The sequence below is a fragment of the Streptomyces sp. NPDC025793 genome (assembly GCF_055558375.1).
The window spans coordinates 126,378-138,525 of the sequence record NZ_JBVHMR010000008.1 but is presented as its reverse complement, the minus strand read 5'-3'; the positions used below and the strand labels follow the sequence as shown (position 1 = coordinate 138,525).

General features: G+C 74.5%; 9 protein-coding genes. 1 reads left to right on the top strand and 8 read right to left on the bottom strand.

The features are described 5' to 3' along the window. Window positions 1–18 precede the first annotated feature (18 nt). Window positions 19–423, bottom strand: coding sequence for a globin (locus ACZ4MF_RS17995; protein ID WP_467492944.1), 405 nt, complete (start codon window positions 421–423; stop codon window positions 19–21). 78 nt (window positions 424–501) lie between these two features. Between ACZ4MF_RS17995 and ACZ4MF_RS17990 the strand changes: the two genes are divergently transcribed. Further along, complete coding sequence (locus ACZ4MF_RS17990) at window positions 502–1,479, top strand: methyltransferase domain-containing protein (RefSeq protein WP_467492943.1); 978 nt, start codon at window positions 502–504, stop codon at window positions 1,477–1,479. Between the two features lie 21 nt (window positions 1,480–1,500). Here the strand turns inward: ACZ4MF_RS17990 and ACZ4MF_RS17985 are convergent, their stop codons facing one another. From ACZ4MF_RS17985 to ACZ4MF_RS17955, 7 genes are all read right to left on the bottom strand, one after another. Continuing rightward, window positions 1,501–3,018 (bottom strand): FHA domain-containing protein, encoded by a 1,518-nt coding sequence (locus ACZ4MF_RS17985; protein ID WP_467492942.1) that lies wholly within the window; start codon window positions 3,016–3,018, stop codon window positions 1,501–1,503. A gap of 33 nt (window positions 3,019–3,051) precedes the next feature. Further along, complete coding sequence (locus ACZ4MF_RS17980) at window positions 3,052–4,392, bottom strand: vWA domain-containing protein (RefSeq protein ID WP_467492941.1); 1,341 nt, start codon at window positions 4,390–4,392, stop codon at window positions 3,052–3,054. A gap of 94 nt (window positions 4,393–4,486) precedes the next feature. Continuing rightward, the gene (locus tag ACZ4MF_RS17975; protein WP_467492940.1) at window positions 4,487–5,833 is read right to left on the bottom strand and encodes a PP2C family serine/threonine-protein phosphatase; all 1,347 of its coding nucleotides are present in this window, start codon (window positions 5,831–5,833) and stop codon (window positions 4,487–4,489) included. Window positions 5,834–5,836: 3 nt separating this feature from the next. Next, window positions 5,837–8,296 (bottom strand): serine/threonine-protein kinase, encoded by a 2,460-nt coding sequence (locus ACZ4MF_RS17970; protein ID WP_467492939.1) that lies wholly within the window; start codon window positions 8,294–8,296, stop codon window positions 5,837–5,839. Further along, entirely contained in the window at window positions 8,293–9,567 is a 1,275-nt protein-coding gene (locus ACZ4MF_RS17965) for a hypothetical protein (RefSeq protein WP_467492938.1), read from the bottom strand. Before ACZ4MF_RS17965 ends, ACZ4MF_RS17970 begins: the two co-directional genes overlap by 4 nt. 52 nt (window positions 9,568–9,619) lie before the next feature. Beyond that, a complete protein-coding gene (locus tag ACZ4MF_RS17960) occupies window positions 9,620–10,651 on the bottom strand; it encodes a glutamate ABC transporter substrate-binding protein (RefSeq protein WP_467492937.1) in 1,032 nt (343 codons plus the stop codon). Between the two features lie 14 nt (window positions 10,652–10,665). After that, complete coding sequence (locus ACZ4MF_RS17955) at window positions 10,666–12,051, bottom strand: hypothetical protein (protein ID WP_467492936.1); 1,386 nt, start codon at window positions 12,049–12,051, stop codon at window positions 10,666–10,668. Window positions 12,052–12,148 lie beyond the last annotated feature (97 nt).

The following is a 12,148-nucleotide window of genomic DNA, read 5'->3' as shown; positions in this document are numbered from 1 at the left end:
CCCACGGAACCAGCGGGCTCAGTCCGGGGTGTTGACCATCGACTGGGCGGCGTACGTCAGGTAGTTCCACAGCGTCCGCTCGTGCTCCTCGGACAGCCCGAGCTCGTCGACGGCCACCCGCATGTGCCGCAGCCACGCGTCGTGCGCCGCGCGGTCCACCTGGAACGGCGCGTGCCGCATGCGCAGCCGGGGGTGGCCGCGGTTCGCGCTGTACGTCGTGGGGCCGCCCCAGTACTGCATCAGGAACAGCGTGAGGCGCTCCTCGGCGGGGCCCAGGTCCTCCTCCGGGTACATCGCCCGGAGCTGCGGGTCCTCGGCGACTCCCGCGTAGAAACGGTGGACGAGCCGACGGAAGGTCTCCTCCCCGCCGACCTGCTCGTAGAAGGTCTGCTCCTGAAGCGTGCCGCGCCGAATCTCATTCACCCGTACATCGTCTCAGACCCGGTGACCCAGGACTCAAGGCTTAGGACCTCCGGGGGGCTGCGCACCTACTGTGGTCGCATGGGCGCGTACGACACCGAGACCGCCGCTCCGGCCGCCGCCGCGCGGGCCGCGCTGGTGCGGGAGATCGACGCCGGCGGGGCCTTCGCCGAGGACCCGGTGTGGCGGGAGGCGTTCGCCGCCGTGCCCCGGCATCTGTTCGTGCCGTACTACTACGTCGCCGGACGAGGCGGTCACCGGCGCCGCTGGGGCGAGAGCCCCGACCCGCGAGCCCGCGAGGAGTGGCTGCGCGGCGCCTACGCGGACGCCCCGCTCGCCACCCGGCTGCGCGACGGCGAACTGGTCTCCTCCAGCAGCCGGCCCTCCCTGATGGCCCGGATGCTGGCCGCGCTGCGCGTCGCGGACGGGAACCGGGTGCTGGAGGTGGGCGCCGGCACCGGCTACAACGCGGCCCTGCTGGCCCACCGGCTCGGCGACGACGACCTCGTCACCACGATCGACCTGGAACCGGAGATCGCCGAATCGGCCCGCCGGCATCTGGCGGCGGCCGGGCACCGTCCGTTCGTGGCCACCGGCGACGGCGCGCGCGGCGTGCCCGAACGCGCCCCCTTCGACCGGATCATCGCCACCTGCGCGCTGCCCACGGTCCCGCGCGCCTGGCTCGCCCAGTGCCGCCCCGGCGCCCGCGTCCTGACCCCGCTGGCCACCGGGCTGCTGACCCTCACGGTCCGGGACCGCGCCCACGCCGAGGGCCGTTTCCTGCCGTCGGCCGTCTCCTTCGTACCGCTGCGCGGCGGGCGGCGGGCACAGTCGCGGGAGTCGTCGCTCGCCGGGCTGCCGGGCCGGGTCCGCGAGCAGGACACGTTCCGCTTCCTGCTCGCCCTGACCCGGTGCGTGCTGGAGCCGCGGGAGGCCTGCGCGCTGTGGGAGCGCGAGGGCATGCCCGGGCGCGAGCGCTACGGCGTCACGGTCGGCGCCGAGCGCACCTGGGCGTGGCTGGACGACCCGCGAGGGCCGTACGGCTGGCCCCTGCCGTGACACGGCCCCGGCTGGCCCGGCTCAGCCGCGGCGGACGGTGATCGTCGTCCAGGCGCCCACGTGCACCCGGTCGCCGTCCTGCAACGGGACCGGCACGAACGGCTGGATCGGCTCCTCGGAGAGGTTGACCGTGGTGCCGTTCGTCGAGTTCTGGTCGACGACCGCCCAGGTGCCGTCCGGCTGCTGCACCAGCACCGCGTGCTGGTGCGAGACGCCCGGGTCCTCCGGGGGCACCGCGAGGTCGATGTCGGGGGTGTCGCCGGTGGAGTGCCGGCGGCGGCCGATGGTGACCTGGTTGCCACTGAGCGTGCGCTGCTGCTCGGGCGAGTACGCGGGCAGGTTGAGCCCCGCGGCCTCGGGGCCCGAGCGCTGCATCATCGCCATGAAGTACTCGCGGTCCGGACCGATGGTCGCCGTCCAGGTCGCCGGACCGGCGGCCGGCGGGAAACCGGCGCCGGGCGCGGGCGGCTGGGAGCCGGGCTGCGGGTAGCCGTAACCGCCGCCGGGGCCGCCGGGAGCCGAACCGTGTCCCGGTCCGGCCGGACCGGCGGACGACGGCGGGGAGAGCACCCAGTCGTCCTCACCGCCGCCGAAGGAGGGGCCGCCGCCGGGCGGGCCGCCGGCCGGGGGCCGGGCGGTCTCGCCCGGGAACGCGGGCGGGGCGGGCGGACCGGACTGCTGGAACGCCTGCGGGGCGCCGCCGGGAGCGGCGGGCGGGGTCGGACCGGGCGGCGGGGGCACCGGACGCGAGGGGTCGGCGCCGAAGCCCGAGGGGCCGCCGGGAGGAGTGGGGGCACCGGGAACGGAGGGACCACCGCCGAACGACGGCGCACCCCCGAGGCCACCGGGGCCTCCGGGACCGCCCGGGCCCTGACCCGGGCCGGCGCCGAAGCCGGACGGACCAGCCGGGCCGCCTTGTCCGCCGGGACGCTGACCCGGCACCTGACCGGGACCGGCACCGAACCCGGGAGGACCGGCCGGACCCTGGCCCTGGCCCGGCCCCTGGCTCTGGCCCGGAAGCTGTGCGCCGCCGAACGCGGGCGGGCCGGGCGGGCCGGGAGTCCTCGGCGGGCCGGGCGGCGTGCGCTCGCCGCCGAACGGCGTCGGTCCCGACGGCTCGCTGCCGAACGACGGGATCGGCTCGGCGGGCCGGTTCACCTGCGAGGGCCGCGAGCCCTGGTACTCGTACCCGTCACCGCCGCCGTACGTCGCGCTCGGCGGGTCGAAGCGGGGCTGGGGCGGGCGCGGGGCGGCCGGGGTGTACGAGGTGGCCGTGTTGGTGAGGAAGTTCCACCGGCACTCCTCGCAGAAGGGCGCGCCGCCCTCGCGGGGCGTACGGCACTGCGGGCACAGCTCGGGCTCCGGGGCCGCCGCGGCCGGTGGCCGGCCGCCGGCCGGGCCGCCCTGCGGCGGCGGGAAGCCGTAGCCGCCGGCGGGCGGGGGCGGCGGGGGCGGAGGTACGGCACCGGCCATGCGGTGACCGCAGACCTCGCACCAGTCGTCGGAACCCGACTGGTGTCCGTTCGGGCAGGTCGGCATGTCGGCGCTTCCCCTTCTCCTACGTTTCCAGGGCTACTTCTTTACACGAACAGTCTTTGTGGACCGGGTTTCCAGAGTCATCTCGTCGGCCTCGGCCACCCTCGTCTTCAACCGCACAGTACCTGTCGCGGCGTCGACCACGTCCACCACCTTCGCAAGCAGTTTCGCAGTATCCGCGTTTCCGGAGATGCTGGCGAGCTGAACGGCACGCCCCAGTTTGGCCGTTGCGCCATCGAAATCGCCCGCTTTGCGGAGATCGAGGCCCTTTTGAATGACGTGTGCCAGTTCGGCCTGCCCGGTGTAGTGGGCGACTTGGGGGTTGATCGAGGTGGAGGCCGTCATGTCGTCGGTCCACACCGCCCGGACGAGGCCCTGTGCCCCGAGGCTCTGTACCGAACTGTCCCCTTGTGGCACGACCAGCGAGACCCGGGCGGCGAGCATCTCCTGGCCGAGGCCTGCCGCCGGGACCTCGACACACAGGTGGTAGTCGCGGGACTCGTCGCCCCAGGAGCCGGTCGGATAGTCCCCGGCGCGCGGCCCCGCCTCGGTGCGGCGGGCGGTCAAGTCCTCGACGGCGGGCGCGACTTGCTTGACGAACCGGATGGTCGTGCCGACCGGCGTCCACACCCGCAGACAGACGTCGGCGACCTCCTTGCCCATCGCCGTCTCCATCATCCGCGTGAAGTCGGCGGCCAGATGCGCCGGATCGGCGACGATGTCGGCGCCGCCGAGGAGCGCGGAGGCGATCCCTGTGACTTCTTTCACTTCCCAGTCGGTGCCCACGCCCCGCGCGTCACAGGTGAACCGCCCCGCGCAGGCCTCCAGGGTCGCCCGCAGGTCCTCGGGAGACTCGTGTTCGTTGCGGCCGTCGGTGAGCAGGATGCCGTGCCGGATGGTGACGTCCGCCGAGTTCAGCAGCCGGTCGGCCAGCCGCAGCCAGCTGCCGATCGCCGTACCGCCGCCCGCGCTCAGCCTGCGCAGCGCCTGCTTGGCCTGCTCGCGGGTGGCGCGGTCGGCCACCGCGAGCCGCCCGCCGCCCGGATAGACCTCCTGTGCGACATGCGTGCCGCCGATCACCGCGAAGTGCGTGCCGTCGCGCAGCGTGTCGATCGCGGCGGCCGTGGCGTCGCGGGCGCCCCGCATCTTGGTCGGCGGATAGTCCATGGAGCCGGAGCAGTCGACCATGAGCGCCACGGCGGCGGACGGGCCGCGGCCGTGCGGGTACGCCGCTGCCGCGGCGCTGCCGACCGTGCCGCCGCCGGTCGCGGTCACGGTGACGATCGCGTTGACCTCGCGGCCGCCCTCCGGCAGGTATTCGTTCTGGTAGACGTCCATGGAGAACTGCGGCACGTTCGACTTCGAGAAATTGGCCATACGTACTCAAATCCCCCTTGAACGCCCTGCTGACGCAGGGCGATGGCTGTGAACGGGCCGGTCCCCTCCGGCCCGTGGCCCCAGGCCCGTGGCCTCAGGCCGATCCTGCCCCCTGGGCCGGTGCCGGGAACGGTACGACGGCCACTGTTACGTTGTCGTGGCCCCCGCCGTCCAGGGCGTGGCCGACCAGCACCCGGGCGCTGTGCAGCGGGCGTTCGGCCGCGTCCGCGGGCACGGCCTCGGCCATCTCCCCGGCCGTCTCGGCGTAGTTCCACAGGCCGTCGGTGCACACGATGACGACACCGGGCCGGTCCGGCTTGAAGGACGCGGTGTGCGGCTCCAGCTCGTAGGCGTCCGCGCCGAGCCATCCGGTGATCGCGTGGGCGCGCTCGTCGGCGTACGCCTCGGCCTCGCTCATCAGGCCCGCGGCGACCATCTGCGCGGCCCAGGAGTCGTCCTCGGTGAGCCGGGCCGGGGGCGCGCTGCGGTCGTCCGGCACCCAGTAGGCGCGGCTGTCGCCGACCCAGCCGACCACCAGCAGCCCGGGGGTGACCACCGCGCCGACGATCGTGCAGGCCGGCGCGTTCTGGTGCGGGGCGTGCTCGCGGGCCGTGGCCGGCTCCTCGGCGAGCGCGTCGACGGCCTGCGCGGCCGCGACGATCGCCTCGTGCATGGCCGCCTGCGGATGCGTGCCGCGCGGCAGGGCGGCCAGCAGCAGGTCCCCGGCCGTCTCGGCGGCGGCCAGCGAGGCGTCGTCGGGCCGGGTGGCCGAGGAGACGCCGTCGCAGACGATCGCGACGCCGGCCGGGGTGCCGTCGGGCAGCGCGGTGCGGCCGACGGAGAAGGCGTCCTCGTTGCGGTGGTGGCGCAGGCCGCGGTCGCTGACGGCGGCGATCGGGCCCGACTCCCGCTCCACGTGGTCGCGTTCGCGGGGCTGGGCGTGCCCGCAGTTCTCGCAGTAGCCGTCGCTGTCCACCCGGCCCGCCCGGCAGGCCACGCACACCTGCGCGGGCTCCGGCTCCTCCTCCGCGGCGGCCTCGGCGGCCACGCGCGGGTCGGGCGCCTGCAACGGGTACTCCTCGGGTTCGGCGGGCCGGTCGAAGCGCACCCCGGAACCGGGCCGCGCCTCCTCGCCGCCGTGCTCGTGCAGGGGCGTGTCACCGGAGTCCGTGCCCGGCAGGTCACTCGGCAGATGCACCGCGTCCGGGGCGCCGGAGCCCGCCGGCTCGGGGGTGGGCCAGGCCACGCCGTCACCGCCGTCCCCCGCGCCTGTGTCGTCCTCGGCGGCGCCGGTCATGGTCAGCGTCGGCTGGTCCGGCGGCGGCGCCGGTACGACGGAGAGGTCGTACCCGCACGCCCCGCAGAAGTGGTCACCCGGCTCCACGGGCTCCGCGCAGCTCGGGCACTTCGACAGTGCGGCCTGCTGGGGCATCTGCGACATCAACTACACCCACGTCCGGGGGCGGTAACGGTTGGCCCGTTCCACCAGTTCGATCCTCTCCTCGCCGCCGGGCGCCAGCCGGGCCAGCGTGCGGTAGGCGCGCTCCAGGCCGAAGCGGAGGCCCCGCTCGTCCAGACCGCTGCCCAGCAGCACCCGCCCGCCGGCGGCCGGCGCGGTGCCCTGGCCTCCGGAGAGTATCCAGTCCAGCGCCGAGCCGAGGACTTCCGCCGCCAACTGCTCGCGCCGCGCCGGATCCAGCCCGTACGCGTCGAGCGCCTCGACCTGCCCGGCGGCGGCGGTCAGGTCGTCCAGGAACGGTACGTCGCCCGCGCCCGCCGAGCGGTGTCTGAGACGGGCCCGGACGGCGGCGACCCGGGCGGCCGTGAAGTGGATGGAGGACTCCGGCACCGACTCCAGGGTCCGCACGGCGCCGTGCCGGTCCCCGGCCGCGAGCCGCACCCGGGCGAGCCCGAAGGCGGCGCTGACGAAACTCGGGTCGGTCGCCCACACCAGCCGGTAGTACTCGGCCGCGTTGTCCAGCTGGCCCAGCACCTCCGCGCACAGGCCGAGCGCCAGCTTGGGCGCGGCCTCGCCGGGGAAGGCGTCGTAGATCGCGTCGAAGGCGAGCGCGGCGCCCTCGAAGTCGCCGGTGACCAGCGCGGCCAGCCCCCGGTACCAGACCACCCGCCAGTCGTCCGGCCGCTCCTCGTCCAGCGTGGCGAGGCTCGTCAGCGCGCTGTGCCGCTCGCCGCTCTCCAGCAGTGCGCGGATCCGGCGCAGCCGGGTCTCCACGGTCTGCGTCGGCGCCGTGTCGAGGGCGCCGAGCAGTTCGGCGGGCGCGGAGGCCATGAGGCCCGCCAGGAAACCGGCGTTCGGGTCACCGGGATCGACCAGCGGCACCGGCAGCGCGAGCGCGCCGGCGGGCGTGTCGACGGGCTTCACCAGGGAGGCCGGGGGCAGCGCGGGGGCGGCCGGCGCGGCCTTGCGCGGCTGCCGCGCACCCAGCCGGGACACGTCCGCGTCCAGCCGGGGGAACAACTCCCGGTCGGTGACCTTCACTTCGGGCCCGAACAGGGTCGACAGCGCGGGCCGTGCCTGGCCCGTCTGGAGGGAGACGACCTCGCGCAGCACCCCGGTCAGCTGCTCGGCCATCTCCTGGGCGGAGCCGAAGCGGCGGGCCGGGTCCGGGTCGGTGGCGCGGACCAGGAGCCGGTAGAAGGACTCGTAGCGGCGGAAGACGTCGATGGTCTCCGGGTCGGGCAGCGAGTCGACGTAGACGTTCGTGTAGCCCTGGAAGTCGAAGGTGAGCACGGCGAGGGTGCGGCCGACCGTGTAGAGGTCGGAGGCGACCGACGGGCCGACCTCGGCGACCTCCGGCGCCTGGTAGCCGACCGTGCCGTAGATGGCCGACTCCTCGTCGTCCATCCTGCGCACCGCGCCCATGTCGATCAGCTTGAGCTGGTCCTCGGACTGGATGGCGTTGTCGACCTTGAAGTCGCAGTACAGGAGGTGGCGGCTGTGCAGATGGCCGAGGGCTTCGAGGGCCTCGATGCCGTAGGCGCAGGCCTGTTCCACCGGCAGGGGGTCGCGGCGGCCCTGCGGGGTGCGGCGGGCGTTGGCGATCTCCTTCAGGGACTTGCCGCCGACGTACTCCATGACGATGTAGCCGTCGAGGGAGCCGGTGCGCTGGTCGAGGTGCTCGACGAAGTTGTAGATCCGCACGATGTTGGCGTGCTCGATCTCCGCGAGGAAGCGCCGCTCGGAGATCGCCGCCGCCATCGCGTCCTGGTCGCCGGTGTCCAGCAGGCCCTTGAGCACCACCCAGCGGTCGGACACCGCCCGGTCCACGGCGAGGTAGATCCAGCCGAGGCCGCCGTGCGCGAGACAGCCCGCGACCTCGTACTGGCCGTGCACCACGTCCCCGGCCTTCAGCTTCGGCACGAAGGAGTACGGGTGCCCGCACTTGGTGCAGAAACCTTCCGTGCGGCCCGGCCGATCGCCCCGGGCCCGCCCGACCGGCACCCCGCAGTCGGCCCGCGAGCAGAACCGCTTGCGCTCGGGCACCTCCGGGTTGTCCAGCACCATCGCGCGCGGGTCGGGGCGCGGCACCTGCGGCACGCTGACCAGTCCGGCGCCGAGCCGCCCGCGCGTGGGCGTCCCCGACGAGGAACCGGAGCTGCGCACCGACACCGAGCGGCCGGTGGAGCGGCCCGACGAGGTCCGCGACAGCCGCCCGGACACGGAGCGACGAGACTTCGACGACTGGGACGACCGGGACGACGAACGCGAACTGCCGCTCTCCACCGCGCCCTTGGTGACCCCGGTGGGCGTCGAGCCGACCATCCCGCTCGCGGAGACGACCGGTGCGAGCCCGCAGGTATCGCAGTACAGCTCGCCGCCGCCGACGTCGTCGTACGACCCCTCGCAGCCCGGCCGCTGACAGCTCTGTCCCGGCTGACTCATGACTGGTCCCCCTCCCGGTCCCGCGGTGCGCCCGGCCCGCCCAGCAGATCGGCGGCCAGCCGCTGGTAGCGCAGCACGGCCTGTTCGGCGACCCGCAGGTCGCAGGGCGCGCTCCACAGCATCCGGCGGGCCGCGTCGTACCGCTCGATGAGGAACGGGTCCTCGGCCAGCCCGTGCCGGGCCACCTTCGCCTTGTAGGCGTCGAGGCGGCCGCGCAGCTCGGCGCGGACCGCGAGCGGCGCGGTGACCGCCGTCAACGACTCGCGGGCGCGCAGCAGTTCGTCCTCGGCCTTCTCCTCCAGCGACTCCAGCAGCGGGGAGAGCCGGTGCCACTGCGCCTGCCTGCGGTACTCGGCGGCCGCCGCCAACTGCTCCTGGAGCACCGTCGGCGGGCCGCTGACCACCGGCACCTCGGTCGCCGCGATCTTCGCCAGCACCTCGCCGCGCGCCGTGCGGGCCTCGGCGAGCGTGCGGTCGGCGCGCGAGAGCACGTCCCGCAGCCGGATCAGCCGCTGCTCGGCGTCCTGCCGGACCGTCAGCACGGCGTCGATCTCCCGGCGCACGTCCTCCAGGGCGCGCGCCTCACGGTCGTACACCGTGGTGTCCGGACGGCCGCCGCCGGGCGCCGAACTGCCCTCGGCCGGAACCCAGAACGCGAGCGGGTCGGAGACGACGTCCTCGCGCAGCTTCGTCAGCGTGCGCGTGATCCGCTCCAGGTCGTCGCCCGCCGGATGCTCGCCGGGGCGCACGCCCACGGAGTGCGCCAGCTCGCGGGTGCGCCGGAGCTCGGCGGCGAGTAAATCGATCCGGGCGGGCAGCGCCGACCACACCGCGTCGGCGGCGACGACCAGGTCGAGGCTCGTCGCGTACAGCTCGTTCATCCGGTCCACCAGGGCGGCCAGCGAGAAGGACTCGCTCAGCCTGTCCTGTCCGGCGACCGTCACCCCCTCGCCGCGCAGCAGCTCGGTCAGCTCGGCCAGGTCCTCCCGGCTGGACCAGCGGCGCCGGGCGCGGATGTCACGGGCGGAGCGCAGCGCGGCCGCGTAGGCGTCGAAGTACGTCCACAGCCGGGTGATCCGGTCCTCGGCGCCCTGCCAGCGCTCCTTCGTGACACCGGTCAGCTCGGCGCCCTCCAGGAGTCTGCGGCCCGCGTGGTCCTGCAAGGCCAGCAGCGAGGTCTCGATCGCCTCGTGCTCCTGGCCGAGCCGCGCCAGCGCACGGTCCACCTCGTCCCGGTCCATCACCGGCCCGGCGGGGTCCGTGACGCCCATCGATCACCTCTCGCTGCTGTGGGGTCCAAGTCGGGTAGGGGGGCGAACAGGGTCAACTGGTGCGCAGGTAGCGCGGTGCGGGCGGTTTCGACGCCGTCGAGTCCTTACCCAGTGTCGCCGACAGCCAGGTGTCGTACGAGTTCTGCCAGCCGTTCGCGCGGTAGTCCACGAGCACGCGGTTGACCCGGCGCACCAGATCGCCCGCGTCCTTCTTCATCGCCACTCCGTAGTACTCGGTCGTGAACGGCGCGCCCTTGAGCTCGACCGTCGGGTCCTGCGCGGCCTGGCTGGCGGCGAGGGCGCCGTCGGTCACCACCGCGTCCACCTCGCCCAGTTGCAGCCGGACCAGGCAGTCCAGCTGGTTCGGGACGGTGGTGGAGATGTCGGTGGAGGCGGGCAGGGCGCCGGACTTCCTGTCGTCGGACAGCTTGGTGTACGCCGTCGAACCCGACGCCGTGCACACCTTCTTGTGGGCCAGGGAGGAGTTGTAGCCGGTGACGGACGACGACTTGGGCGCGAGGACCTGCTGGCCGGTCTTGAAGTAGGGCGCGGAGAACGCGACCTGTCCCAGCCGCTCGCACGTGATCGTCATGGTGCGCACGACCATGTCGACCCGCCCGTCCTGGATCGCGGAGATCCGCTGGTTGGTCGGGATCGCCTTGAACTGCACGGCGTCCGGGTCGCCGAGGATGTCCTGCGCGATCCGGTGCACCAGGTCGATGTCGAAGCCCTCCAGCTCCGCGCCCTCGGTGTTCGGATTGCGGTAGCCCCAGCGGTAGCTGTTCTGGTCGACGCCGACGATCAGCTTGCGCCGCTCGCCGGTACGGGCCTTGATCGCGTCGATCGTCGGCCCGTCCGCGCCGGACGGCGACAGGGTCCGGTCCTGCGCCCCGGAGTCCGCGCACGACCCGGCGTCGGCCTGGATGCCGTGGGCCACGGACGGACCGGCGTGCTGCGTCTGCCGCGGCGCCCGCTGGGTGCACGGCAGCAGCAGGACGAAGCCCAGCGCCAGCGCGCACAGCACCGCCATCGCGCCGACCCCGCCCCAGCCCCGCAGGGCGGCCCGTACACGGCTCGCGTACATCGTCCCGCCCCCTGTCACCGGTACTCCGAGAGTCTGCGCCCGACGCCGGCCACCGCACCGGCCGCGCCGATCAGCGCGAGGACGGCCGCGCCCGCCGGCAGCGGTGCCAGGGCGCCCCGGCCGTCGGCGGCGGCCCGCTGGAACTCGCCCTGCTCGTGGTCGATGGCCCGGGCGAGCGAGGTGTCGACGCCGTCGAAGCACTCGCCGGTGGTGCCCTTGGCGCCGATGACCTTGTCCAGCGCCTGCTGGTAGTTGCCGTTCTCGTCGTCGTCGCGGACCGCGCCGTGGCGCTGCTTCCACACCGCCATGTTGCTCTCGGCCGTCTGCACCGGGGCGCTGCCGCCCCGGTCGTCGGCGAGCTGCGCCGCCCGGGTCAGGCCCTTGCCGAGGGCGGCCATGTCCTTGTCGAAGTCGTAGTAGTAGGCGTCGTACTGCTGTCCGTTCACCGTGAGGGTCTCGGCGCCGCGCGCCACCAGGCTCAGGTTCTCGTTGCCGCGCGCCTTCAGGGAGGCGATCCGGGCGTCGTGCAGCACGGTCAGCGAGCGGATCCCGTGGTCGTAGGAGCCGTTCAGCTCGGCGCGGGCCACCGCGTGCCCGACGACCAGCCACAGCAGGGCGACGGCGGTGGCGGCGGAGGCCGCGACCAGGCCGTGGTTGAGGACGCGGTTGGTGCGCCGGTAGGTGCGGTGCTGGGCCCAGCCGAGCCCGGCCAGGGCGAGCACGCCGAGCCCGATCGCGAGCCAGGGGTACGGCGACGCGTCGCCGTAGTCGGCGTCCAGCCGGGCGTTCTCCGTGGTGTAGAGGTCCTCCGCCGCCGGGAGCATCTCCTGCTGCATCTTCTCGTTGGCGTAGCGCAGATACGCGCCGCCGACCGGATAGCCCTGCCGGTTGTAGGTCCGGGCCCGCTCCACGAGCCCCTTGTACTCGGGCAGCAGCCCGTTCAGCCGGGCGATCGTGGCCTCGGAGGCCGAGCCGGGTTCGGCGTTCGCGGCGGCCGTCACCAGGCCCTTCGCGGCCGTGCTGATGTCGTTCTCGTACCGCGTGCGGGACTGCGGCGTCTCCTGGCCGCCCGCCAGGAACCCGCTGGAGGCGGCGGTGTTGGCGTCGGCGAGCGACCGGTAGATGTCGGCCGCGCCCGAGCTGAGCGGCTGGCTGCGGTGCAGCACGTCGTCGGCGGCGGCCGAGCGCGTGTCGGCCTGCCAGGCGGCGCTCGCCCCGAACGCCACGACCAGCAGCGCCAGTACGGCCCCGATGATCCGCAGCCGGCCCGGCTCGGTGGTGGCCGCGGCGCGCACCCGGTCGACGCCCTCGGCGAAGGCGGTGCGCCGGGCGGGCGTGGCGGGCGAGCCGGGCGCGGGCCGGCCGGGCTGCGGGGGAACGCCCGGGGCGGCGGCGGGCATGCCGGGGCCCACCGGTGGCGGCGCCGTGCTGCTTCTCGGCGGGTGTGTCACTCGACCTCCCCCAGGGTCCTTCGTCGCCGCCCAGTATCGCGGCACG

What these genes read in the sequence shown, in the direction of transcription:
- ACZ4MF_RS17985 (WP_467492942.1), bottom strand. Translation starts at nt 3,018, where the DNA reads ATGCCGACCTGCCCGAACGGACACCAGTCGGGTTCCGACGACTGGTGC.
- ACZ4MF_RS17980 (WP_467492941.1), bottom strand. Translation starts at nt 4,392, where the DNA reads ATGGCCAATTTCTCGAAGTCGAACGTGCCGCAGTTCTCCATGGACGTC.
- ACZ4MF_RS17970 (WP_467492939.1), bottom strand. Translation starts at nt 8,296, where the DNA reads ATGAGTCAGCCGGGACAGAGCTGTCAGCGGCCGGGCTGCGAGGGGTCG.
- ACZ4MF_RS17990 (WP_467492943.1), top strand. Translation starts at nt 502, where the DNA reads ATGGGCGCGTACGACACCGAGACCGCCGCTCCGGCCGCCGCCGCGCGG.
- ACZ4MF_RS17965 (WP_467492938.1), bottom strand. Translation starts at nt 9,567, where the DNA reads ATGGGCGTCACGGACCCCGCCGGGCCGGTGATGGACCGGGACGAGGTG.
- ACZ4MF_RS17955 (WP_467492936.1), bottom strand. Translation starts at nt 12,051, where the DNA reads ATGCCCGCCGCCGCCCCGGGCGTTCCCCCGCAGCCCGGCCGGCCCGCG.
- ACZ4MF_RS17975 (WP_467492940.1), bottom strand. Translation starts at nt 5,833, where the DNA reads ATGTCGCAGATGCCCCAGCAGGCCGCACTGTCGAAGTGCCCGAGCTGC.
- ACZ4MF_RS17960 (WP_467492937.1), bottom strand. Translation starts at nt 10,651, where the DNA reads ATGTACGCGAGCCGTGTACGGGCCGCCCTGCGGGGCTGGGGCGGGGTC.